21 protein-coding genes are annotated in these 22,796 nt (G+C 60.1%); 13 read left to right on the top strand and 8 right to left on the bottom strand.

Features of this window, described 5'->3' with window-relative positions; genetic code table 11:
• Positions 1-5: 5 nt before the first annotated feature.
• The gene (gene nuoN, locus ACTJJA_RS13820) at positions 6-1,463 is read left to right on the top strand and encodes an NADH-quinone oxidoreductase subunit NuoN (protein WP_010433361.1); all 1,458 of its coding nucleotides are present in this window, start codon (positions 6-8) and stop codon (positions 1,461-1,463) included.
• A 92-nt stretch (positions 1,464-1,555) separates the two neighbouring features.
• Here nuoN and ACTJJA_RS13815 read toward each other — a convergent pair whose 3' ends face one another.
• Entirely contained in the window at positions 1,556-2,560 is a 1,005-nt protein-coding gene (locus tag ACTJJA_RS13815; protein ID WP_440668474.1) for a chemotaxis protein, read from the bottom strand.
• A gap of 64 nt (positions 2,561-2,624) precedes the next feature.
• Complete coding sequence (gene rbn, locus ACTJJA_RS13810) at positions 2,625-3,542, bottom strand: ribonuclease BN (RefSeq protein WP_420984936.1); 918 nt, start codon at positions 3,540-3,542, stop codon at positions 2,625-2,627.
• A gap of 71 nt (positions 3,543-3,613) precedes the next feature.
• Between rbn and ACTJJA_RS13805 the strand changes: the two genes are divergently transcribed.
• The 8 genes from ACTJJA_RS13805 (at position 3,614) to menE (ending at position 11,534) form a co-directional block, all read left to right on the top strand.
• The gene (locus tag ACTJJA_RS13805) at positions 3,614-4,075 is read left to right on the top strand and encodes a GNAT family N-acetyltransferase (RefSeq protein ID WP_010433368.1); all 462 of its coding nucleotides are present in this window, start codon (positions 3,614-3,616) and stop codon (positions 4,073-4,075) included.
• A gap of 53 nt (positions 4,076-4,128) precedes the next feature.
• Entirely contained in the window at positions 4,129-4,434 is a 306-nt protein-coding gene (elaB, locus tag ACTJJA_RS13800) for a stress response protein ElaB (protein ID WP_029485146.1), read from the top strand.
• 95 nt (positions 4,435-4,529) lie between these two features.
• Positions 4,530-5,825, top strand: coding sequence for an isochorismate synthase MenF (gene menF / locus ACTJJA_RS13795; protein WP_440668473.1), 1,296 nt, complete (start codon positions 4,530-4,532; stop codon positions 5,823-5,825).
• A gap of 88 nt (positions 5,826-5,913) precedes the next feature.
• Positions 5,914-7,584: a 2-succinyl-5-enolpyruvyl-6-hydroxy-3-cyclohexene-1-carboxylic-acid synthase gene (gene menD, locus ACTJJA_RS13790; RefSeq protein WP_440668472.1), complete on the top strand. Its 1,671-nt coding sequence runs from the start codon at positions 5,914-5,916 to the stop codon at positions 7,582-7,584.
• Entirely contained in the window at positions 7,581-8,357 is a 777-nt protein-coding gene (gene menH, locus ACTJJA_RS13785; protein WP_440668471.1) for a 2-succinyl-6-hydroxy-2,4-cyclohexadiene-1-carboxylate synthase, read from the top strand. The genes menD and menH overlap by 4 nt, the downstream gene beginning before the upstream one ends.
• Positions 8,354-9,211, top strand: a complete 858-nt coding sequence (gene menB / locus ACTJJA_RS13780; protein ID WP_010433380.1) for a 1,4-dihydroxy-2-naphthoyl-CoA synthase — start codon at positions 8,354-8,356, stop codon at positions 9,209-9,211. Before menH ends, menB begins: the two co-directional genes overlap by 4 nt.
• Positions 9,211-10,176 (top strand): o-succinylbenzoate synthase, encoded by a 966-nt coding sequence (gene menC, locus ACTJJA_RS13775; protein ID WP_440668470.1) that lies wholly within the window; start codon positions 9,211-9,213, stop codon positions 10,174-10,176. The genes menB and menC overlap by 1 nt, the downstream gene beginning before the upstream one ends.
• Positions 10,173-11,534: an o-succinylbenzoate--CoA ligase gene (menE, locus tag ACTJJA_RS13770; protein ID WP_440668469.1), complete on the top strand. Its 1,362-nt coding sequence runs from the start codon at positions 10,173-10,175 to the stop codon at positions 11,532-11,534. Before menC ends, menE begins: the two co-directional genes overlap by 4 nt.
• Here the strand turns inward: menE and ACTJJA_RS13765 are convergent, their stop codons facing one another.
• The 3 genes from ACTJJA_RS13765 to ACTJJA_RS13755 are packed head-to-tail and all read right to left on the bottom strand — an operon-like array spanning position 11,535 to position 14,484.
• Positions 11,535-13,049 (bottom strand): tripartite tricarboxylate transporter permease, encoded by a 1,515-nt coding sequence (locus ACTJJA_RS13765; protein WP_100165837.1) that lies wholly within the window; start codon positions 13,047-13,049, stop codon positions 11,535-11,537. It abuts the gene before it with no gap.
• A gap of 11 nt (positions 13,050-13,060) precedes the next feature.
• Entirely contained in the window at positions 13,061-13,492 is a 432-nt protein-coding gene (locus ACTJJA_RS13760; RefSeq protein WP_440668468.1) for a tripartite tricarboxylate transporter TctB family protein, read from the bottom strand.
• Positions 13,493-13,503: 11 nt separating this feature from the next.
• Positions 13,504-14,484, bottom strand: coding sequence for a Bug family tripartite tricarboxylate transporter substrate binding protein (locus ACTJJA_RS13755; protein WP_440668467.1), 981 nt, complete (start codon positions 14,482-14,484; stop codon positions 13,504-13,506).
• Between the two features lie 151 nt (positions 14,485-14,635).
• On the opposite strand from ACTJJA_RS13755, the gene tctD reads away from it, so the two are divergent.
• From tctD to ACTJJA_RS13735, 4 genes are all read left to right on the top strand, one after another.
• Positions 14,636-15,310, top strand: coding sequence for a transcriptional regulator TctD (gene tctD, locus ACTJJA_RS13750; protein WP_440668466.1), 675 nt, complete (start codon positions 14,636-14,638; stop codon positions 15,308-15,310).
• Complete coding sequence (locus tag ACTJJA_RS13745; RefSeq protein WP_440668465.1) at positions 15,297-16,706, top strand: sensor histidine kinase; 1,410 nt, start codon at positions 15,297-15,299, stop codon at positions 16,704-16,706. The genes tctD and ACTJJA_RS13745 overlap by 14 nt, the downstream gene beginning before the upstream one ends.
• 129 nt (positions 16,707-16,835) lie before the next feature.
• Positions 16,836-17,375: a YfaZ family outer membrane protein gene (locus ACTJJA_RS13740; protein WP_010433398.1), complete on the top strand. Its 540-nt coding sequence runs from the start codon at positions 16,836-16,838 to the stop codon at positions 17,373-17,375.
• A 94-nt stretch (positions 17,376-17,469) separates the two neighbouring features.
• Positions 17,470-18,669 carry a nicotinamide mononucleotide deamidase-related protein YfaY gene (locus ACTJJA_RS13735; RefSeq protein WP_126816620.1) on the top strand — a complete coding sequence of 400 codons (1,200 nt, stop codon included), beginning with the start codon at positions 17,470-17,472 and terminating at the stop codon, positions 18,667-18,669.
• A gap of 33 nt (positions 18,670-18,702) precedes the next feature.
• Here ACTJJA_RS13735 and glpC read toward each other — a convergent pair whose 3' ends face one another.
• The 3 genes from glpC to glpA are packed head-to-tail and all read right to left on the bottom strand — an operon-like array spanning position 18,703 to position 22,725.
• On the bottom strand, positions 18,703-19,893 hold the full coding sequence (gene glpC / locus ACTJJA_RS13730; protein WP_440668464.1) for an anaerobic glycerol-3-phosphate dehydrogenase subunit GlpC: 1,191 nt from the start codon (positions 19,891-19,893) through the stop codon (positions 18,703-18,705).
• Positions 19,890-21,107 carry a glycerol-3-phosphate dehydrogenase subunit GlpB gene (glpB, locus tag ACTJJA_RS13725; protein WP_440668463.1) on the bottom strand — a complete coding sequence of 406 codons (1,218 nt, stop codon included), beginning with the start codon at positions 21,105-21,107 and terminating at the stop codon, positions 19,890-19,892. The genes glpC and glpB overlap by 4 nt, the downstream gene beginning before the upstream one ends.
• Positions 21,097-22,725, bottom strand: coding sequence for an anaerobic glycerol-3-phosphate dehydrogenase subunit A (glpA, locus tag ACTJJA_RS13720; protein WP_440668462.1), 1,629 nt, complete (start codon positions 22,723-22,725; stop codon positions 21,097-21,099). The genes glpB and glpA overlap by 11 nt, the downstream gene beginning before the upstream one ends.
• Positions 22,726-22,796 lie beyond the last annotated feature (71 nt).

Here is a 22,796-nt window from a genome sequence, read left to right as displayed (position 1 = left end):
TCGCCATGACAATAACTCCACAACAACTGATCGCGCTGCTACCGCTGCTGATCGTCGGATTGACGGTGGTGGTTGTGATGCTCTCCATTGCGTGGCGACGCAATCACTTCCTGAATGCGACCCTGTCCGTTTTGGGTCTGAACGCTGCGTTAGTCTCCCTCTGGTTTGTTGGCCAGGCGGGCGCGATGGACGTCACGCCGCTGATGCGCGTTGACGGTTACGCCATGCTGTACACCGGTCTGGTTCTGCTGGCGAGCCTGGCAACCTGCACCTTTGCGTACCCGTGGCTTGAAGGCTACAACGACAACAAAGAAGAGTTTTACCTGCTGGTACTGATTGCCGCACTGGGCGGCATTCTGCTGGCGAACGCGAACCACCTGGCCGCGCTGTTCCTCGGTATTGAGCTGATCTCACTCCCGCTGTTCGGTCTGATTGGTTACGCCTTCCGCCAGAAACGCTCTCTGGAAGCGGCGATCAAGTACACCATCTTGTCCGCTGCTGCCTCATCGTTCCTGCTGTTCGGTATCGCGCTGCTGTACGCACAGACGGGTAATCTCTCCTTCCTGGCCATCGGCAAGAGCCTCGGCGACGGCATGCTGCACGAGCCGCTGCTGCTGGCGGGTCTGGGCATGATGATTGTTGGTCTCGGCTTCAAGCTCTCTCTGGTGCCGTTCCACCTGTGGACGCCAGACGTATACCAGGGCGCACCGGCTCCGGTGTCGACCTTCCTGGCGACAGCGAGCAAAATCGCTATCTTCGGTGTGGTGATGCGTCTGTTCCTGTACGCACCGGTAGGTGACAGCGAAGCGGTTCGCGTGGTGCTGGGCATTATCGCGTTCGTCTCTATCATCTTCGGTAACCTGATGGCGCTGAGCCAGACCAACATCAAGCGTCTGCTGGGCTACTCGTCTATCTCACACCTGGGTTACCTGCTGGTGGCGCTGATTGCGCTGCAGAGCGGCGAGATGTCGATGGAAGCCGTGGGCGTGTATCTGGCGGGTTACCTGTTCAGCAGCCTCGGCGCGTTCGGCGTGGTGAGCCTGATGTCCAGCCCGTACCGTGGTCCGGATGCGGATTCACTGTTCTCCTACCGTGGTCTGTTCTGGCACCGTCCGATTCTGTCTGCTGTGATGACCGTAATGATGCTCTCGCTGGCGGGTATCCCGATGACGCTGGGCTTTATCGGTAAGTTCTACGTGCTGGCAGTCGGTGTTCATGCGGGTCTGTGGTGGCTGACGGCGGGTGTCGTTATCGGCTCCGCGATTGGCCTCTACTACTACCTGCGCGTGGCCGTGAGCCTGTACCTGAGCGCGCCTCAGCAGCTTAACCGCGATGCACCGACCAACTGGCAGTACAGCGCCGGTGGTATCGTGGTGCTTATCTCTGCGCTGCTGGTGCTGATCTTCGGTATCTATCCGCAGCCGCTGATTGATATCGTGCAGCGAGCGATGCCATTAATGTAAAAACAAAAAACCCGCCTCGGCGGGTTTTTTTATGGTTTTCGGCCTCTCCCCGTGGGAGAGGGACGGTGTGAGGGCACCAGCCCGCACCAGACTTAAGCCAGCTGCTTCCTGCTAATCAACGGCCCGTCAATCTTCTTCATCGAGCGGTCCAGCACTTCCTCAATCACTGACGACAGCTCGTTCAGCTCAAACTTCGCCACATACCCGTCGGCCTTCACTTTGCGAATATGGTCTTCGTTGGCGTTGCCGGACAGAGACGAGTGGATCACCACCGGAATATCCTTCAGGAACGGATCGGTTTTGATTTTGCGCGTTAACGTAAAACCATCCATCTCTGGCATTTCCAGGTCGGTCAGCACCAGTGCGATTTTATCGGTGATGGGAACCCCTTCAGCCTGCGCCTGTGCCGCCAGTATGCCAATTTTCTCCCATGCGTCTTTGCCGGTAATGTGCAGCTGCGCGGGGATTTCCATCGCCTGCAGGCCTTTCTCCAGCATTGAGCGTGCCACTTTGGAATCTTCCGCGACAATCGCGACGGCACCGGGTTTGATGTTGAATTTGGTGGTTTTCAGATTGGTCGCGTGCAGATCGTGGTTAGCCGGGGTAATGTCGTACAGGATCTGCTCAACGTCCAGCACCATCGCCAGATCGTTGGTATCGGTCTTTTCGTCCAGACAGGCGATGCTGGTGATATAGCGCCCGCTGACGGCGGTTTCGGCCGCGTGAACCTGCTTCCAGTCGAGACGCATGATGTTCTCAACGGACTCCACGGCAAACGCCTGCACGCTGCGGGCGTATTCGGTGATCAGCAGAATGTTCAGTCCGGTCGTCGGCTTGCATCCGGCCACGGCGGCCAGGTCAATCACCGGGATCACCTGGTCGCGAATATTCACCATCCCCATCAGCGGAGACTTCATGCCCGCGGGTTTGGTGAACTCCGGCATCGGCACAATTTCGCGAAGCTTGAACACGTTAATGCCAAACAGCTCGGACTTATTTTCGTTCAGAGAGGTGCCAAGACGGAACAGCAACAGTTCAAAACGGTTCGACAGGGTCAGATTCGCCCTGTCATCAATATCTTTCTGGAAATTATCCATTCTACCCTCAAGAGAAATGCTGACCTTTTAATCGTTATCGGCATCCTGAGAGAAAAATGAAGGACTAAACGCTGACCTGAGTGAAATCTTCCGCCAGCTCACACGCCGGGAACACGTGACGGCACTCTGCCAGCAGGCTTGCACATCCCCGCGCGTCGTAGCGAGAGCTAACGTGAGTGACGATCAATCTCCCGACGCCCGCGTCACGGGCAAGCTGCGCCGCCTGACGCGTCGAGCTATGGCCCCGGCTGTTGGCTTTCTCTTCCATCGCCGTTTCAAGCGTCGCTTCATGCACCATCACATCTACGCCCTGTGCAAGCAGATGGGCGGAAGGGCACGGCGCGGTATCGCCAAAGATCGCCAGCTTTTTCCCCGGCTGCGGCGCCGCGAGGTAGTCCTGACCGTTCACCACGCGCCCGTCTTCCAGCGTGACGGTTTCTCCCTGTTTAAGGCGCTGGAACAGCGGGCCTGGCTTTATGCCGTCAGCGATGAGGGCCGCGGCGTCGAGCGCGCCGGGTTTGTCGTGCTCTTCAATGCGATAGCCGTAACACTCAACCGGATGATTAAGCGGCTGGGCAGTGACGGTATACGCGCCATCGTCGAAGACCAGGCCTTCGGCGATCTCCACCACGTCGAGCGGATAATCCGTCCACGAGCCGCTCAGGCGCAGCGTCGTTTCAACAAATTCCCGAATACCCGCCGGCCCGTAAATCGTCAGCGGGTTGGCATTACCGGCCATCGAGCGGCTGCAGAGCAGGCCGGGCAGGCCGAAAAGGTGGTCACCGTGCAGATGGGTAATAAAAATTTTATCCAGCTTGCCCGGATGATAAGCGGTACGCAGCAGCTGGTGCTGCGTGCCTTCACCGCAGTCAAACAGCCACAGACCGCCGCGGGTGGGGTGATGAAGATCCAGCAGGATCGCCGTCACGTTTCGTGAGCGGGTTGGCACGCCAGCGGACGTACCCAGAAAAATCAGTTCCATAACGCAATCAGCCCTTTGCCGAACGGGGAGGGGTCTAGTATAACGTGATGAACCCCAGGAAGGAGACAGACATGATCCAGTGGCAAGATTTACACCATAGCGAACTCACCGTTCATTCACTGTATGCCCTGTTGAAGCTGCGTTGCGAAGTCTTTGTTGTTGAGCAAACCTGCCCGTATCAGGACATCGATGGCGATGACCTCGTCGGCGAGAACCGTCATATCCTCGGCTGGCGCGAAAACGAGCTGGTGGCGTATGCGAGGATTCTGAAAAGCGACGACGATTTCGAGCCGGTGGTGATTGGCCGCGTCATCATCAGCGATAAAGCGCGCGGTGAAAAACTGGGCTATCAGCTGATGGAGAAAACCCTGGCATCGTGCGAAAAACAGTGGCCAGACAAGGCGTTATACCTCGGCGCGCAGGCGCATCTTCAATCCTTTTATGGGCACTTTGGCTTTGCGCCAGTGACGGATGTGTATGACGAAGATGGCATTCCGCATATCGGCATGGCGAGGGAAACGAAGCAGGCGTAATGGCGAGTCGTTGGCTATAGTTAGCGGACTGGTGTAACAACATGGAGAAAAATATGTCATTTCAATCCTGGGATACCCGTATCGACGACGACCTGGCCTTGCTGAGCGAGACGCTGGAAGAGGTGTTACGTTCGTCCGGCGACCCTGCCGATCAGAAATATATTGAGCTTAAAGCGCGTGCCGAAAAAGCACTGCATGAAGTGAAAAACCGCGTCAGCCATGCGTCTGATAATTACTACTATCGCGCGAAAAAAGCGGTTTATCGTGCCGATGATTACGTGCATGAAAAACCGTGGCAAGGCATTGGTGCCGGTGCTGCCGTCGGGCTGGTACTGGGGCTGCTCTTAGCCCGTCGTTAACAGCGTTTTAAACGGTTAACCACTCCCTATACGTGGGTACTGATATTTCTTATGGTACCCCGTATAATACGAGGTTTTAACAGGGAGAGGTTCGCGTGCATTCGATATTCCTCGCGCTGGAGCAACTGCGCACACGGCTGGCGCAAGCGTTACCCGCAACACCCGGTTTACGTCATTTCGACGTCTCTTTCCCGTTAAACGACGCATTCGATCCCCTGGCCTGGCTGGGTGCTCAGCAATGCTATCCCCAATTTTACTGGCAGCAGCGTAGCGGCGATGAAGAGCTGGCCGCGCTGGGTGCCGTTATCCATTTTTCTTCTCTTGCGTTGGCCTCGCAGTTTTTGCATACGCAGCATGCAGCCAGTGACACCCGCATTTGCGGCCTGAACGCCTTTACTCCGGAAAAGGGCAGCCTGTTTTTACCGCGCCTGCTCTGGCGACGTTCAGGCGGCGTTGCCACCCTGCGCCTGCAGCTGTGGAGTGAGTGTTCCCTTCAGGACGATGCGCAGGTGGCACAGCGGTTTTTAGGCAGTCTTCAGGACGCCAAACCGATCCGCCCGCTGTCCGTTCAGGTGGAAGGCGAAACGCACCAGCCGCAAAAACCGGAATGGCTGCGCCTTATACGTCAGGCAACGGAGACTATCGCGCACGGTGATTTTGAAAAAGTGGTCCTCGCCCGCGCCACCGATCTGCAATGCCATCAGCCGGTAAATGCCGCTGCCCTGATGGCAGCCAGCCGCGCGCTCAACCTGAACTGCTACCACTTCTGCATGGTTTTCGATGCCAGCAACGCGTTTCTGGGCTCTACGCCCGAGCGTCTGTGGCGTCGGCGCGGCACGTTGCTGCGCACCGAAGCGCTGGCTGGCACCGTCGCCAGCCACGCGGATGACGCTCAGGCCCGGCGTCTGGGCGACTGGCTGATGAAAGACGATAAAAATCAGCGTGAGAATATGCTGGTTGTAGAGGACATCTGCGAGCGCTTGCAGCATCACACTCAAACGCTGGAGGTGCTGCCAGCGCAGGTCGTGCGGTTGCGGAAGGTGCAGCATCTGCGGCGCTGTATCTGGACCGAGCTCAAACACGCTGACGATGAACAGTGCCTGCACGTTCTGCAGCCGACGGCGGCGGTGGCCGGGCTACCGCGCCAGGCGGCGCGTGCGTTTATCCAGAATGTGGAACCTTTTGACCGCGAGTGGTATGCCGGATCGGCCGGGTATTTATCGCCTGAGCAAAGCGAATTCTGCGTGGCGCTGCGCTCTGCACGCGTCCACGGCGCGGCGCTGCGGCTCTACGCCGGGGCGGGTATCGTCAGCGGGTCTGACCCGGAACAGGAGTGGCAGGAGATAGAAAACAAAGCCGCCGGGCTGCGTTCTCTGCTCCTTAGGGATTAATACTGATTCGCGCATTCCCGATTCATATCAAAATTCCAAATTTTTCTATTATTTATACTGTGTCGCATTCTTGATACCGGACAAACTCATGTCAGTAAGTTCTTTTAACCGACGCTGGGCGACGGTGATCCTCGAAGCCCTGACCCGCCATGGCGTCAGGCACGTGTGTATTGCACCGGGCTCCCGCTCCACGCCGCTGACGCTGGCGGCGGCTGAAAACCGGGCCTTTATTCACCACACCCATTTTGACGAGCGCGGTCTGGGTCATCTGGCCTTAGGGCTGGCGAAAGCCAGCAGCGCCCCCGTCGCGGTGATTGTCACCTCCGGAACCGCGGTAGCGAACCTCTATCCGGCGCTCATCGAAGCCGGGTTAACCGGTGAAAAATTGATCCTGCTGACGGCCGATCGTCCCCCTGAACTTATCGACTGCGGTGCCAATCAGGCGATCCGCCAGCCGGGTATTTTCGCATCTCATCCTTCGCAGACGGTCTCGTTGCCGCGTCCAACTCAGGATATTCCGGCAAGCTGGCTGGTTTCGACCCTTGACCACGCGATGGGCTCGCTGCGCAGCGGCGCGCTGCATATCAACTGCCCGTTTGCCGAGCCGCTCTACGGTGAACTGAATGACACCGGTTTGGCCTGGCAGCAGCAGCTCGGCGACTGGTGGGAGAGCGAAAAACCCTGGCTGCGCGAGCAGACGCACCTGGAAAGCGCGAAACAGCGCGACTGGTTCTTCTGGCGACAGAAGCGCGGCGTGGTGATTGCCGGTCGCATGAGCGCGGCTGAAGGCAAGCTGGTCGCCGAATGGGCGCAAACTCTCGGCTGGCCGTTGATTGGCGACGTGCTTTCCCAGACCGGTCAGCCGCTGCCGTGCGCCGATCTCTGGCTGGGTAATGCCAAAGCGGTCACCGAACTGGCGCAGGCACAGATTGTGGTCCAGATCGGCTCCAGCCTCACCGGGAAGCGTCTGTTGCAGTGGCAGGCTACCTGCACACCGGAAGAGTACTGGCTGGTGGATCCGCTGGAGGGGCGGCTCGACCCGGCGCACCATCGCGGTCGTCGTCTGGTGAGCGAGATTGATAGCTGGCTGGAACTGCATCCGGCAGAAAAGCGTAAACCCTGGGCGGTGGCGATCCCGGAACTCTCGCGCCAGGCGTGGGAGCTCACCAACGCGCAGTGCGAAGGTTTTGGTGAAGCCGAGCTTGCGCACCGTATTCGCCACTATCTGCCCGAGCAGGGGCAGCTGTTTGTCGGCAACAGCCTGGTAGTCCGCCTCATTGATGCCTTCTCTAAGCTGCCCGCAGGCTATCCGGTTTACAGCAACCGCGGAGCCAGCGGCATCGACGGGCTGATTTCCACGGCGGCAGGCGTGCAGCGCGCCAGTGCGAAATCGACGCTGACGATTGTGGGCGACCTCTCTGCACTGTATGACCTCAACGCGCTGGCGCTGCTGCGTCAGGTCTCCGCGCCCTTTGTGCTGATTGTGGTGAACAACAACGGCGGGCAGATTTTCTCCCTGCTGCCGACGCCGCAGAGCGAGCGCGAACGCTTCTACCTGATGCCGCAAAACGTGCAGTTCGAGCATGCCGCCGCCATGTTCAGCCTCAAGTATCATCGTCCTGAAAACTGGGAACAGCTGGATACGGCGTTAAGCAGCGCCTGGCGGCAGCCGGGCACCACGCTTATTGAGCTGGTGGTGAACGATGCTGACGGCGCGCAGAAGCTGCAAAATCTGCTGGCGCAGGTGAGCCACCTGTGACCCTGGCTGGCGTGCAGCATAACGGTAAGCCGGGTTACCCCTGGCTTGTCTTTCTGCACGGCTTTTCCGGCGATTGCCGCGAGTGGCAGGCTGTCGGGGAGTCATTGCGCGAATATCCCCGGCTGTATCTCGACCTGCCGGGACACGGCGAATCTGCCGGTGTCAGCGTCGCCGGGTTTAACGATCTCAGCAATTTACTTGCCAGCACCTTACTTAGTTACAACATACTTAACTACTGGCTGGTGGGGTACTCTCTCGGCGGCCGCATTGCGATGTTTCATGCTTGCCAGCAGCCAAAGGGCTTATGCGGCATTGTCGTAGAAGGCGGTCATCCTGGGCTGCAGGATGCGGGCTCGCGAGAGGCGCGGCTGGCGTCCGATCGCCGCTGGGCGACGCGTTTTCGTGATGAACCGCTCCCTGACGTCTTTGCCGACTGGTATCAGCAGCCGGTGTTTGCCTCTCTTACGGATGCGCAGCGCGGCGAACTGATTGCCCTGCGTAGCCGGAACAACGGTGTGAATCTGGCTGCAATGCTTGAAGCCACCTCGCTGGCCGTGCAGCCCGACCTGCGTTCTGCGCTGAGCGCGTGCAACGCCCCTTTTTATTATCTCTATGGTGAACGCGACGAGAAGTTTTCGGCCATCGCCGCCGAACTGAACGCCGAACGCCAGGTTATTCCTCACGCCGGACACAACGCCCACCGGGAAAACCCCGGCGCGGTTGCCGCGAGTCTGGCTCAGATACTGCGTCTTCGAACAAAGGACACTCTATGATCTATCCTGATGAACACATGCTCTACGCCCCGGTTGAATGGCAGGACTGCTCCGAAGGCTACACCGACATTCGTTACCACAAGTCCACCGACGGCATCGCCAAAATCACCATCAACCGTCCGCAGGTACGTAACGCGTTCCGTCCGCTGACCGTGAAAGAGATGATTCAGGCGCTGGCCGACGCGCGCTATGACGACAACATCGGCGTGATTGTCCTGACCGGTGAAGGTGACAAAGCGTTCTGCTCCGGCGGCGATCAGAAAGTGCGTGGCGACTACGGCGGATACCAGGATGATGCGGGTACGCACCACCTGAACGTCCTCGATTTCCAGCGCCAGATCCGTACCTGTCCAAAACCGGTTGTCGCGATGGTGGCTGGTTACTCCATCGGCGGCGGCCACGTGCTGCACATGATGTGCGACCTGACCATTGCCGCTGAAAACGCCATCTTCGGCCAGACTGGCCCGAAAGTCGGCTCCTTCGACGGCGGCTGGGGTGCGTCCTACATGGCACGCATCGTTGGGCAGAAAAAAGCGCGTGAAATCTGGTTCCTGTGCCGTCAGTACAACGCGCAGGAAGCGCTGGATATGGGCCTGGTGAATACCGTGGTGCCAATTGCCGATCTGGAAAAAGAGACCGTGCGCTGGTGCCGCGAAATGCTGCAAAACAGCCCAATGGCGCTGCGCTGCCTGAAGGCGGCCCTCAACGCCGATTGTGACGGACAGGCGGGTCTGCAGGAGCTGGCGGGTAACGCCACCATGCTGTTCTACATGACCGAAGAGGGTCAGGAAGGACGCAACGCGTTTAACGAAAAACGCCAGCCGGACTTCAGCAAATACAAACGGAACCCTTAATGCGTCGCGCTCAGGTTTACCGCTGGCAGATACCGATGGACGCGGGCGTGGTGCTGCGCGAGCGGCGGTTAAAAACCCGTGACGGACTCTTCGTGCATCTCCGGCAGGGCGAGCGGGAAGGCTGGGGCGAGATTTCACCTCTGCCGGGCTTTAGCCTGGAGTCGCTGGATGACGCGCAGGCGGCGCTGCTGGCCTGGGCGCGCGCGTGGCGTGAAGGCGCTAATCCGGCCCTGCCGGACCTGCCTTCCGCTGCATTCGGCATCAGCTGTGCGCTGGCGGAGCTTGACGGCAGCTTGCCTCAGGAAGCTAACTACCGCGCGGCGCCGCTCTGTACCGGCGATCCGGACGAACTGTTCGCGCTGCTCTCCGCCATGCCCGGCGAGAAAGTGGCGAAAATCAAAGTTGGCCTTTACGAAGCGGTGCGTGACGGGATGGTCGCCAACCTGCTGCTGGAAGCGATACCGGACCTGCGCCTGCGGCTGGATGCCAACCGCGCCTGGACGCCGCTTAAGGCGCAGCAGTTCGCGAAGTACGTCAACCCGGCCTACCGCAACCGCATCGCGTTTCTGGAAGAACCGTGCAAAACGCGGGATGACTCCCGCGCCTTTGCCCGTGAAACGGGCATCGCGATTGCCTGGGATGAAAGCCTGCGCGAAGCCGATTTTGAATTTGTCGCCGAGCCGGGCGTGAATGCGGTGGTCATTAAGCCGACGCTGACCGGCAGCCTGGACAAGGTGCGTGAGCAGGTCGCGGCTGCGCACGCCCTGGGGCTGACGGCGGTGATCAGTTCGTCCATTGAGTCCAGCCTTGGGCTGATGCAGCTGGCGCGCATAGCGGCCTGGCTCACGCCGCAGACCATCCCTGGCCTCGACACGTTAAGCTTGATGCAAACGCAGCTTATTCGTCAGTGGCCGGACAGCATACTGCCGTGTCTCGACGTTGAGGCGCTGGAGCCGCTGCTATGAGTTTTACCGACTGGCCGTGGCGGCACTGGCGCACGCAGCGTGCGGAAAAACCCGCGCTGCGCCTGGACGACGATGTTCTCACCTGGCAACAGCTTTGTGCGCGCATCGATAGCCTTGCCGCCGGGTTCCATCGTCAGGGCGTGCAGGAGGGCGACGGCGTTATGCTGCTCGCCCATAACCACCCGCAAACGCTGCTGGTGTGGCTTGCGCTGCTGCAGTGCGGTGCGCGCATTCTGCCGGTCAATCCCCAGCTTCCGCGCCCCTTGCTGGACGTCCTGCTCCCGCAGATGACGCTGCGCCATGCGCTGGTGCTGGACGGCGCGTTTGACGGGCTCTCTGCCCTTAGCCTGTCAGAACTCGCAGGGGAATATGCGGCCGCGTGGCAGCCGGATCGCCTGGCTTCCATGACGTTAACCTCTGGCTCGACGGGGTTGCCAAAAGCGGCGGTTCACACCTGCGCGGCGCATCTTGCGAGCGCGCAAGGCGTGCTGGCGCTGATGCCTTACGGCGGGGACGACGACTGGCTGCTGTCGCTGCCGCTGTTTCACGTTTCTGGTCAGGGGATTCTGTGGCGCTGGCTGCTGGCGGGCGGGCGCTTGACCGTGCGCAAGAAGCAGCCGCTGGAGCAGGCGTTGGAGGGCTGCACGCACGCGTCGCTGGTGCCGACCCAGCTGTGGCGTTTGCTTCATACTCAACACCACGTTGCGCTGAAAGCCGTTCTGCTCGGCGGAGCGGCAATTCCCGTTGAACTGACCGAAAAGGCGCGGGAGCAGGACATTCGTACCTTCTGCGGTTACGGCCTGACGGAGTTCGCCTCTACCGTTTGCGCGAAAGCGGCGGACGGCGAGCCGGATGTGGGAACCGCCCTGCCGGGTCGGGAAGTGAAGCTGGTTGAGGGGGAAATCTGGATCAAAGCGCAAAGCATGGCGGCGGGCTACTGGCGAGACGGTGCGCTTCTTCCGCTCACTAACGCGCAGGGCTGGTTTGCCACCCGCGATCGCGGGGAATGGCGCAACGGTCGTCTGACGATTTTAGGTCGTATGGACAACCTCTTTTTCAGCGGAGGAGAGGGGATCCAACCCGAATCGCTGGAGCGCGTTATCGCCACGCATCCGCAGATAAGCCAGGTGTTTATCGTCCCGCTGGACGACGCCGAGTTCGGACAGCGTCCGGTGGCGGTGGTGGAGTGCGAGCCGGGAACGGATATCGCGCAATTCCCTGACTGGATCCAGGGCAGGCTGGCGCGTTTTGAACAGCCGGTACACTGGCTGGTGCTGCCCGCAGAGCTAAAAAATGGCGGGATAAAAATCTCCCGCCAGGCGTTAAAACAGTGGGTCAATGCCCTGCTGAGGGGCTAATTAGCCGACGTCCGGCTGAGGCTTGCGCTGGCGTCGACGCAGCAGGCGCAGAACCGGCGGCACCACAATCACCATGATCGCCATGGCCAGCAGGATCTTCGTCACGCTGCTCTCCCACAGTATCGACATATTGCCATTGCTAATGGAGAGGGCGCGGCGCAGGTTCTGCTCCAGCATTTCGCCCAACACAAAGCCTAAAATCAGCGGCGACATCGGGAAGTGCATCTTGCGCAGGATATACCCCAGTACGCCGAGCAGCACCATCAGCACCAGGTCGAAGGTGGTGCTGTGCACCGCGTACACCCCAACCGCAGAGACCGCCGCAATGGCGGGCACCAGGAACCAAAGGGGAATGGTCAGCATGCGGGTAAACAGACCGATCAGCGGGATGTTCATCACCAGCAGCATCACGTTGGCGATCAGCAGTGCCGCAATCAGGCCCCAGACGATGTCCGGCTGCTCGGTGAACATCGCCGGACCCGGGGTGATGTTATAGAGCGTCAGCGCGCCCATCATCACCGCCGTGGTGCCGGAGCCGGGCACGCCGAGCGTTAGCATCGGGATAAACGAGCCGCAGGCCGAGGCGTTATTGGCCGCCTCTGGCGCCGCCACGCCGCGTATATCGCCCTTACCGAAGCTGTCGCTGTTGCCGCTCAGCTTTTTCTCGGTCATGTAGGTGATGGCGCTGGCGATGGTCGCCCCCGCGCCGGGCAGGATGCCGACGAAGAAACCAATCACCGACGAACGCAGGGTAGCACCTACACACTGCGCCCCCTCTTTGGCATTAAAGAGCATGCGGCCGGTTTTGCGCACCAGCGTCTGCCCGCTGCTGGTATGTTCCAGCATCAGTAAGATTTCTGAGACAGAGAACAGGCCAATCACGACGACGATAAACTGCACGCCGTCGGACAGGTGAACGCTGTCGAAGGTAAAGCGATAAACACCGGTGTTGGCATCCACACCGACGGTGGCTAACCCTAAGCCAATCAGCGCGGACAAAAACGATTTGAGCGGGTTTTGCGCCATCATGCTGCCGAGGCAGGCAATAGCGAACACCATCAGTGCAAAATACTCCGCCGGGCCAAACGCCAGCGACCACTGGGCCAGCGCAGGGGCGAACAGAATGATGCCGCCAATGGCAATCAGCGAACCGAAGAACGAGCTGACGGCAGAAATGGAGAGCGCCACGCCGCCGCGTCCCTGTTGCGCCATGGGATAACCGTCGAGCGCGGTCATAATGGCGGCGGCATCGCCGGGCACGTTCAGCAGTATGGAGGAGATGCGTCCGCCGTACTCGCAGCCGATATACACCGTCGCCAGTAAGATCAGGGCGGATTCAGCTGGCAGGTGCAGGGCAAAGGCTAGCGGCAGAAGTATCGCCACGCCGTTAATCGGACCAAGACCGGGCAGCAGGCCGACGATCGTGCCCACGAAGCAGCCGATCAGGGCGATCACCAGGTTTTCCGGGGTCATCGCTACCGCGAACCCCTGAGAGAGGTAAATCCAGGTATCCATAGCGTGCTCCGTTAGTTAAACCATGCGCCAAGGGGTAAGGTCACGTCCAGCAGGCGGTCGAAGGCGTACCAGAGTAAAATGCCCAGTACCGCACCCGAGAGCCCCGCTGTGGGCAGCGTGGCGTTAAACAACATGCCGATCACCATCGTCAGGATAGCGGTGGCAATCGGGAAGCCAAGCCACTCAAATCCCCACGCGTACATCAGCAACACAATTACCATTACCAGCAGACGTTGCAGAATGCGTCTGGGCGGCCACTCCACGGTATCCGGATGGCGCAGCAGCAGGGCCACTGAGCAAAGCAGCATCAGGCCGATGATGCCCATCGGAAAGGGGCGTGGCCCCACCGGTTCATAGCTGTATTCGCTGTGGATCTGCCAGGCGACGAACAACCCGCCAATGCAGAGCAGCAGCCATATCCCGGCAAAAATACGATCGCTCATAGCGCCTCCGTTTACTTCGCCAGACCGAAGGCTTTCGCCTGTTCGCGGTAGTCATTCACCTGTTTTTTGACATACTCGTCCAGCTGCTTACCGTTGAGGTTGAACTCAAACAGGCCGCGCAGATCGCGCTGCTTTTTGAACTCATCGGTTTGCTGGAGTTTGGCGAAGGCATCCACCCACCACTGGTATTCGGCGTCGGTCACTTTCGGCCCAACGAAGAAGCCGCGAATAATCGGCCAGATCAGGTTGTAGCCTTGCTCTTTGGCGGTAGGGACGTTCGCCAGCTGGCCCGGCAGACGGTTTTCCGAGAAGACCGCCAGCACGCGGATTTTATCCCCGCTCAGGTAAGGCACCATTTCACTGAGATCGCCGGAGACGGCCTGCACGTGATTGCCCATCAGCGCCGTGACCGGCTCGCCGCCGCCTTCAAAGGCGACGTAGCGCATCTTGTGTGGGTCCACTTTTGCCTGCTGCGCCAGCAGAGCGGCTTTCATCCAGTCCTGGCTGCCGATCGACGCACCGGCGCCAATCACCACGCTGTTCGGGTCTTTTTCCATCGCAGTCAGCAGGTCTTTCAGCGATTTCCACGGGGAATCAGCGCGAACGGCGATCATGCCGTAATCCGTTCCAACGGTCGCGAGCCAGCGCACATCGTCCACGCCGTAGCGGCCAAACTTGCCCTGCGACAGGTTCAGCAGCGAGCCGCCGGAGAAGGCCACCACGGTGCCCGCTTCGGCAGGGCGCTGCGCCACAATGGCGTTATACGCTACCGCCCCCACGCCGCCCGGCATGTAGGTGACGCGCATCGGTTTTTCGATGGCTTTTGTCTCCAGCAGGCTGACCTGAATCAGCTTACAGGTCAGGTCAAAGCCGCCGCCCGGTTTGGCCGGGGCGATACATTCGGTGCGGGACGGGACATCCTGCGCCTGGACGACAGAGGCACTCAACATCAATACGCTTGCAGCAAGGGTCGAAAGTAATTGTTTTTTCATCGTTTATCCTCACGCCGGAGAACCGGGAGTACGGGTACGGGGCTTTTTTTCTGATTATGTGAACCACCTTGTAGCGGTTCCGTTGCGTGATTGTTAAAACATTAACCTTTCATTTCCCTTTCACTGCGACACGAACTTTACAGGATGTGATATGCGTCTCTTACTGGCGGAAGATAATCGTGAGCTGGCTCACTGGCTGGAGAAAGCGCTGGTGCAGGGAGGTTTTGCCGTGGACTGCGTTAACGACGGGCGGGCGGCCGATCATCTGTTGCAGGGTGAAAACTATGCCGTCGCTATTCTGGACATCGGTATGCCCGGATTTGACGGGCTGGAGGTGGTCCATCGCCTGCGAAAGCGCGGGCAGACGCTTCCCGTGCTGTTTCTCACTGCCCGCAGCAACGTGGCGGACAGGGTGAAAGGACTGAACGCCGGGGCGGATGACTATCTGCCGAAGCCGTTTGAACTGGAAGAACTTGATGCGCGGCTGCGCGCGCTGCTGCGCAGAAGCGAAGGGCGAACCAAGGAGCGTCAGCTTTTGGGCGAGCTGGAATACGACGATGACGGTTTTTTTCTGCTGCACGATGAACCGCTCTCCCTGACGCCGCGCGAGCTTTCCCTGCTGAAGGTGCTGATGCACCGCCGGACCCGGCCCGTTTCCCGCCAGCAGCTGTTCGACCAGGTGTTTAGCCTGAACGACGACGTGAGCCCGGAGAGCATCGATCTCTACATCCATCGTCTGCGCAAAAAACTGAGCGGCAGCGGGGTGAAGATTACCACCCTGCGCGGGCTGGGTTACGTGCTGGAGTGTGGCGATGAAGTGGGCTAAACCGCAGTCCCTTTATCTGCAACTTCTGCTGTTTCTGGGGTTACCGCTGCTGCTGTTATGGGGATTATCAGCGTTTAATAGCTACGTCAGCGCCCTGCAGGCGGCGACGCAGGCTTACGACCGCACGCTGTTATCGTCGGCGCGTACGGTCTCTGAGCGGCTTGAAGTGCATAACGGCAAGCTGCAGGTGAATGTGCCCTGGGTGGTGCTCGACAGCTTTGAGCTCAACATGAATGACAGGCTGTATTACAAGGTGGTCGACCCCACCGGGCGGGTGATTTCCGGCTACGACGACCTGCCGAAGATGCCCCCTTCAACCTCGCGCACCACGCTCTACCCGGCGCTGGCATGGTTTTATCACACCGAGTATCGCGGGCAGGCGATTCGCGTGGCGAAGCTGCTTCAGCCCATCAACGAAGATAACGTCGTCGGGATGGCGGAGATCTATGTTGCTGAAACGCTGCAGTCCCGTCGCTATCTTGCCAGCCAGCTGCTTTTTTCGTCATGGGTATCTCAGGGGCTGCTGGTCCTGCTGACGCTGATCTTAACCGCCTGGCTGTTGCGTCGCGTGCTGCGCCCGATGCGCCAGCTTTCCTCGCTCATGGTGCGTCGGGAGCCGGGGCTGCTGTCTCCGCTGCCCGAGCTGCTGCCCTGGTCAGAAACGCGTCTGCTGATTGTGGCCTTCAACCGCTATATTGACCGACTGCGTGGAGTGCTGTCGCGGCAGGAGCGCTTTAATGCCGATGCCTCTCACCAGCTTAAAACCCCGCTTGCGGTGCTGAAAACGCAGGTCTCGGTAGCCCTGACGCGGGACGATCCGGCGCTGTGGCAGGAGAGTTTACGGGCGATGAATGTGACGCTGGATAACACCATTGTGCTGACTGAACGCCTGCTTCAGCTTTCGGCGGTGAAGCGAAAAGAGCAGGGGGAGCGGCAGTTTATCCCGGTGGATCTGGTGCAGGTCGTGCAGAATTGTTGCTTTTCACGGCTGGCGCAGGCGCGCAGCAAAGCGATTGACCTGGGGTACGACGGTGAGCTGCAGCCGACGATCATCGAAGGCGATGAGGTTTTGCTGGGCGAGCTGTGCGCAAACCTGCTGGAGAACGCCATCAAATACACGCCGGAGCACGGGATCGTAACGGTTTACCTGCGCGTGGATAACGGCGCGGTTGACCTGAGCGTGGAAGACAGCGGGCCGGGGATTGCGGAAAATCTGATCCCGCAGGCGATGCTGCCGTTTCGCCGTCTGGATAACGTCGGTGACGCAGCAGGGTCCGGCATCGGGCTGGCGCTGGCGAGCGATATTGCCCGGCTGCACCGCAGCCATCTTCAACTTTCCCGCAGTGAACACTTAGGCGGGCTGAGTGTGAAAATGCGTTTTCTGCTGATGGGATAAAGGCAGATATTATCAAATCGTTACAAACTAATTGTCTGACGCACGCAGAGTGCTTGATCCCGCAGTGAGGCAGGTTAAAATCTCGCGGTTTTGGGACTTATTATCTATAAATTGTGCGGGATCACGACAATGAAAAAAGTGGCATTAATGGGCTTAGGCCTGATGGTTATCTCTTCGGCGGCTAACGCCATTAGCTTCAACGGCTCGGCGGGTGAGGATTACACCCATCTGGGCTTTGGTCTTGGCACGGATAGCGCCGGTCTGGCAATGACCGGCGGCTGGACGCATAACGATGACGACGGCGATGCGGCAAGCCTTGGGCTCGGCTTCAACGTTCCTCTTGGTCCATTCCTGGCGACCGTCGGCGGCAAAGGGATCTACACCAACCCGAACGACGGCGACGAAGGCTACGCGGCGGCGGTCGGCGGCGGCCTGCAGTGGAAAATTGGCGACAGCTTCGGTCTGTTCGGCGAGTACTACTACTCTCCGGATTCGCTCTCCAGCGGTATCGAAAGCTACGAAGAAGCCAATGCCGGTGCGCGCTGGACTATCATGCGTCCGATCACTATCGAAGCGGGTTATCGCTATCTGAACCTGGCGGGTAAAGACGGCAACCGCGACAACGCGCTGGCTGATGGCCCTTACGTGGGCGTGAGCGCAGGCTTCTAATCTCTTCGGCGCGGCGTTCTGTCGCGCCAGTTTCTCTCTGCTCCCCCCATTCAATTGCGCTATAGTGTTTCGACCATATAAGCGGGAGAACACAATGATTAACGTGGAGATGTTATCCACCGGCGACGAAGTGCTGCATGGGCAAATTATTGACACCAATGCCGCCTGGCTTGCCGATTTATTCTTTGAGCAAGGATTACCGTTAACGCGCCGCAACACCGTGGGCGACAATCTTGAGTCACTGGTGAACGTTCTTCGCGAGCGCAGCGAGCACTGCGACGTGTTGATTGTGAACGGTGGACTCGGCCCCACCAGCGACGATCTCAGCGCGCTGGCTGCCGCCACCGCGAAAGGCGAGGGGCTGGTATTGCACGAGGCGTGGCTGGCGCAGATGGAACGCTTCTTCTCCGATCGTGGTCGCGTGATGGCACCCAGCAACCGCAAGCAGGCTGAAATCCCGGCCAGTGCGGAACTGGTTGATAACCCGGTCGGTACCGCCTGCGGGTTTGCCTTACAGCTAAACCGCTGCCTGATGTTCTTCACCCCCGGCGTGCCTTCTGAATTTAAAGTGATGGTCGAGCAGCAAATCCTGCCGCGCCTGCGTGCGCGCTTTACGCTGCCAGAGCCGCCGCTGTGTCTGCGTCTGACCACCTTTGGCCGCTCGGAAAGCGATCTGGCCCAGAGCCTGGATCATCTCCAGCTGCCGCCGGGCGTCTCGATGGGCTATCGCTCGTCAATGCCCATTATCGAACTCAAGCTGACCGGCCCGGCGACGGAAAAAGCCGCCATGCTGGCGCTGTGGCCTGAAGTGCAGCGCGTCGCGGGCGAAAGCCTGATCTTTGAAGGCACGGAGGGGCTGCCCGCACAGATTGCCCAGAGCCTTCAGTCCCGTCAGCTGAGCGTCACCCTCAGCGAACAGTTCACCGGCGGCCTGCTGGCGCTGCAGCTTTCCCGCGTGAATGCGCCGCTGCTCGCCAGTGAAGTGGTGCCGTTCCAGCAGGAGACGCTGGCGCAGACCGCGCGCTGGGCGTCAGAGCGCAGGGTGAAACACTTTGCCGGTCTGGCGATGTTTGTGGGCGGGCTGGATGAGGAACATCTCAATTTTGCGCTGGCAACGCCGGAAGGCACGCATGCGCTGCGGGTGAAAATGAGCATCACGCGCCACAGCCTGGCGGTACGTCAGGAGGTCTGCGCGATGATGGCGCTGAACATGCTACGCCGCTGGCTGAACGGTAAAGAAGTCGCCAGCGAGCACGGCTGGATTAACGTCGTGGAGTCGCTGTTTATCGAATGATGCGTTTGCCGGGGTCTCTCGCCCCGGCAATGCTTACCCCAGCGCTTTCGCCAGCAGGGTAATGGGATGTTCGCAGCGTTTGCTGGTGGACATCTCAATCTGCCACTTGCAGGTTTCGCAGTCCGTTACCACGATATCCGCACCGCTCTCTTCAATCTGGCGGAACAGCGGAGCGCCAATCGCCTGTGACGTTTCGTAGTTTTCACGCTTAAAGCCGTAGGTGCCCGCAATCCCGCAGCAGCGTGAGTCCAGCACCGTCAGCTCCAGCCCCGGTATAAGCCGCAATAGCTCCAGCGTATAGAGCGACCAGCCCATTTTTTCCATGTGACACGGCGTGTGATAGACCACCTTCAGCGGTAATGCCTTCAGCGGCAGCGTCTGTCCGCCGTCCAGCTTGCGCCACAGGAAGCGCGTCGCCAGCTCAATATGCTCGCGCAGTCCGGTATTATCGACATCCAGCAGGTGCGGATACTCATCGCGCAGCGTAAAGGTACAGGTGGACGAGGTGGCCAGTACCGGGATCCCCTTGTCGACGATGGCCTCGCGCAGCGACGAGACGTTACTTTTCGCCTGCTTACGCGCTTTATCGGTAAATCCGTTGGCAATCAGCGGGACGCCGCAGCACTTCTCCTTGCTAAGGAGCTGTACGCCGGTTCCCATGGTGTTCAGCACTTTCAGCAGATCTTTACCCAGCTGCGGGTGGTTGTAATTCACATAGCAGCCGTGGAAAAAGGCCACCTGGTCGGCGTACTGGGCCTGTTCCGCCGCGACGGACTTGTACCAGCGGCGGAAGGTGCCGTGAGAATATTTCGGCAGGCTGCGGTGATGGTCGATTTTAAGCGTGGCATCCAGCAGCTGACGCACCGGCTTGAGTGAGGTCGCGGCATTCACCAGCGGGGCAAAGGGTGTCGAGACGCTGCCCATCAGATCGGTATGGCTCAGGATCGCATCGCGCAGTGTGGGTTTCTGCGTGCTGTAGCGCGCGCGGGCGCGCTGGATGATATCGCCGATTTTAACATCCGACGGGCAGGCGACTTCGCAGCGTTTGCAGTTGATGCAGTATTTCAGCGCCTCGTCGTACAGCTTGCCGTCCTTCAGACGAAGACGCTCGCCGTCCGGCCCGGCCTGCTTCGGACCGGGGTAGCGCGGGTTCACGCCGCTGACCGGGCAGACGGTGGTGCAGACCGTGCATTTGATGCAGCTTTCGAAACGGGTGTCGTTCATTGTGCAGCCTCCGTGCGCTGAATAATCTGCTCTGCAACGTGGAGCGCCGTGACGGCGCAAACCCCGCCGCCGCAGCCCTGTGCGATGGGATCGTATCCTCCCAGTACGGAGCCGATGGCGAAGAGATTGCCGATCGATTTACCGGAAAGCTGCGGGTGCAGATGCGTATCGGCGATGACGCCGAACTGCTGCCAGGGCTGCGGCGTGAAGAAATCACTCTGATACCAGTCCGCGCGGGAAGCGCTCTGCCGGACATCCAGCCCCATAATGGCTTCCCGAATGCCGTCGCGTGTGCTCAGCAGCCCGTTGCTGAAGAAACTCCCACTTGCCAGTACCGCGTAGCGCGCGCGGAGCGGAATATCATCATGGTTTCGCGTCCAGATTTCGCTCACCGCGCCGTCGGTCAGGGTAATTTTTTTCACCTCATCACCCGCCATCCACACGCCGCCCTGCGCAACAAACTGGCGCTGAAGCTGGGCGTGCAGACGAATGCCCGGCACGGAAGGGGGAAGCGTAGGCAGCAGGCCGAGCGAGCAGGGCAGACGATCGGACAGCCAGCGCCAGAGCCGGTTGTCGTTTAAACCAAAGCAGGCGGGCATCAACAGGGCATCGCAGGTTTCGCCGAGCGGCCTGAGCGCGGCATACAGCAGCGGCCATTTGTCCTCGTTATCCAGAAACCGGGCGATATTTACCGCGCGAAACTCGCTCGGGCTATCGCGCAGGACATCCAGTTCAGGCAGTTCTATCTCTGCCGTCTCGGCGTTAACGCCCTGGCGACAAAGTGACGCCGCCGCGAGATGGGGCTGAAAATCCAGAAAGCCGCTAATGCCCACCACCCGCACGCGCGCGGCGTGAATGGAGGCGACGGGCACCTCTTCCGGGCTGAGCCACGCGGAGCGCAGGGTGCCGAGCGGCGTGACGCGCTGGTGATTTTGCCTGGCGCTTCCCTTCAGACGCGCGCCGCAGTCCGCCAGCAGCGCTTCGGTTTCCAGGGCAAAACGGTCAACGTTGTGCGCGCCAATCAGGTGATACGGGTGCTCCGGCGGCAGCGTATCGCGGTACGCTTCATCCACCAGATCCAGCGATCCCGACGAGAAGTGCAGGGCGCTCTGGCCGCGGGTGATAATGGCGCAGCGCAGCCCCCGCTTCGTGAGTTTGATGCCGCAGAGCAAGCCTGCCAGCCCGCCGCCGACAATCACGGTATCAAATTTCATCGTGTTGCTCCTTCTCAAGACCGCAAAGTCCCTGGTAGACCCAGCGGGTAAATTCGCTTTCGCGCAGGGCGTCCCCCCAGGCGACAGGTTGAATGCCTTTCCAGCGCTCGTTTAAAAACGCGCTGAGCTGATCGAGCGACTGGGTAGCGGTGGTGGTGTGAAAACGCTGCAGCAGGCCGGCGGCACGACAGGCGCACAGCTCGCCCTGGCAGGTGCCCATGCCCACGCGGGTGCGGCGGCGGAGGTCGAGCAGGCTATTGACCGTCAGGCTCTCCACCGCGTACTGCACCTCACCGGCGGTGACGGCTTCGCACTCGCACACCAGGCTGCGGCTCAGCCGTCCTTCACCGAGCCACTGTGGCGTTCTGTCGCCGTGGCGGTAAATCGCGGATCCGCGCAGCGGCGCGGGCAGGGAGATGATTTTTTGCAGGGTTTTTTCGGTGGACTGCCGCGAGCCGGGCAGCGGCTGGTCTGCCGTCACGCAGGCTTCGGTATTCCCCAGCTTGCGGCAGACGGCATCGGTCGCCCACTCGGCCATCAGGCGGTAGGTCATCAGCTTGCCGCCTGTGATGGTGATAAATCCGTCCATGCCGTCGCGCCCGGCGTGATCGAGCAGCACGATGCCCCGGCTGACGTTGCGTCCGCTCGGGTCGTTGTCGCTGGCGACCAGCGGACGCACGCCCGCGTAGGCGCGCAGAATACGCGTCTGCGCCATTACCGGGGCCAGTTTTTCCCCTTCCCGCAGCAGGATGTCGACCTCTTCAGCGGTCACGCGGTTGTAGTCAATTTCGCTGTAGTCGACGTGGGTTGAGGTGGTACCGATTAACGAAATGGTGTCGCCCGGGACGAGGATATCGGCGTCGGACGGCTTGCGGCAGCGGTTGATCACGTGGTTATTGATGCGGTGGTCGAGGATCAGCAGCGATCCTTTCGCCGGGAACATGCGCACCGACAGGTCGGCGTATTCCGCAATGCGCTGCCCCCAGATCCCCGCTGCGTTGACCACTACGGCGGCATACAGTTCGCTGTGTTCGTTGTACTGCGTATCAAGGAGCCGCACGCCGCAGATGCGATGACCTTCGCGGATAAGCCCGGTCACTTCGTGCCCGGTCAGAATTCGCGCGCCATGCTCGCGGGCGTCCAGCATATTGGCGGCCGTCAGGCGGAAGGGGTCGACGGTGCCGTCAGGCACCTTCACCGCGCCGATAAGCGCCGGGTTAACCGACGGTTCCAGCCGCCTCGCCTGCGCCGGGTCCATGGCCTCCGCCTGAATGCCCGCCGCGGTGCAGGCGGTAATAAAGGTCTTCTGAAAGGCGAGGTCATCTTCGGGCAGGGTAATAAAGAGGCCGTCAGTCGGCTCAATGCAGTGGCGGGCGATACGCTTGAGGATCTGGTTTTCAGCAATACATTCGCGCGCGGATTCACCGTCGGTCACCGCATACCGCGCGCCGCTGTGCAGCAGGCCGTGGTTACGCCCGGTTGCGCCTGTGGCAATATCATGACGCTCCAGAAGCGTTACGCTGAGGCCGCGCAGGGCGCAGTCGCGTGCGATCCCGGCGCCGGTTGCACCACCACCAATGATTATCACATCGCTATAACGAGGATCGTGAATGGTCATTGTTTACCCTCTATGTTCGTTTTTTTATCATTTAGCCATATCAATCGTGTGGTTTGTTTGATTTCGAACAT

This window comes from Enterobacter sp. 22452, from assembly GCF_052045065.1.
GTDB lineage: Bacteria > Pseudomonadota > Gammaproteobacteria > Enterobacterales > Enterobacteriaceae > Enterobacter > Enterobacter mori.
The sequence above is the reverse complement of the archived record's forward strand: the minus strand, read 5'-3'. Positions and strand labels throughout refer to the sequence as shown.

Coding starts and splice junctions, on each gene's coding strand:
- ACTJJA_RS13805 (WP_010433368.1), top strand. CDS start 3,614: ATGATCCAGTGGCAAGATTTACACCATAGCGAACTCACCGTTCATTCA.
- menE (WP_440668469.1), top strand. CDS start 10,173: ATGAGTTTTACCGACTGGCCGTGGCGGCACTGGCGCACGCAGCGTGCG.
- glpA (WP_440668462.1), bottom strand. CDS start 22,725: ATGACCATTCACGATCCTCGTTATAGCGATGTGATAATCATTGGTGGT.
- elaB (WP_029485146.1), top strand. CDS start 4,129: ATGTCATTTCAATCCTGGGATACCCGTATCGACGACGACCTGGCCTTG.
- ACTJJA_RS13760 (WP_440668468.1), bottom strand. CDS start 13,492: ATGAGCGATCGTATTTTTGCCGGGATATGGCTGCTGCTCTGCATTGGC.
- nuoN (WP_010433361.1), top strand. CDS start 6: ATGACAATAACTCCACAACAACTGATCGCGCTGCTACCGCTGCTGATC.
- ACTJJA_RS13745 (WP_440668465.1), top strand. CDS start 15,297: ATGAAGTGGGCTAAACCGCAGTCCCTTTATCTGCAACTTCTGCTGTTT.
- ACTJJA_RS13765 (WP_100165837.1), bottom strand. CDS start 13,049: ATGGATACCTGGATTTACCTCTCTCAGGGGTTCGCGGTAGCGATGACC.
- glpB (WP_440668463.1), bottom strand. CDS start 21,107: ATGAAATTTGATACCGTGATTGTCGGCGGCGGGCTGGCAGGCTTGCTC.
- rbn (WP_420984936.1), bottom strand. CDS start 3,542: ATGGAACTGATTTTTCTGGGTACGTCCGCTGGCGTGCCAACCCGCTCA.
- ACTJJA_RS13815 (WP_440668474.1), bottom strand. CDS start 2,560: ATGGATAATTTCCAGAAAGATATTGATGACAGGGCGAATCTGACCCTG.
- tctD (WP_440668466.1), top strand. CDS start 14,636: ATGCGTCTCTTACTGGCGGAAGATAATCGTGAGCTGGCTCACTGGCTG.
- ACTJJA_RS13735 (WP_126816620.1), top strand. CDS start 17,470: ATGATTAACGTGGAGATGTTATCCACCGGCGACGAAGTGCTGCATGGG.
- menC (WP_440668470.1), top strand. CDS start 9,211: ATGCGTCGCGCTCAGGTTTACCGCTGGCAGATACCGATGGACGCGGGC.
- ACTJJA_RS13740 (WP_010433398.1), top strand. CDS start 16,836: ATGAAAAAAGTGGCATTAATGGGCTTAGGCCTGATGGTTATCTCTTCG.
- glpC (WP_440668464.1), bottom strand. CDS start 19,893: ATGAACGACACCCGTTTCGAAAGCTGCATCAAATGCACGGTCTGCACC.
- ACTJJA_RS13755 (WP_440668467.1), bottom strand. CDS start 14,484: ATGAAAAAACAATTACTTTCGACCCTTGCTGCAAGCGTATTGATGTTG.
- menB (WP_010433380.1), top strand. CDS start 8,354: ATGATCTATCCTGATGAACACATGCTCTACGCCCCGGTTGAATGGCAG.
- menD (WP_440668472.1), top strand. CDS start 5,914: ATGTCAGTAAGTTCTTTTAACCGACGCTGGGCGACGGTGATCCTCGAA.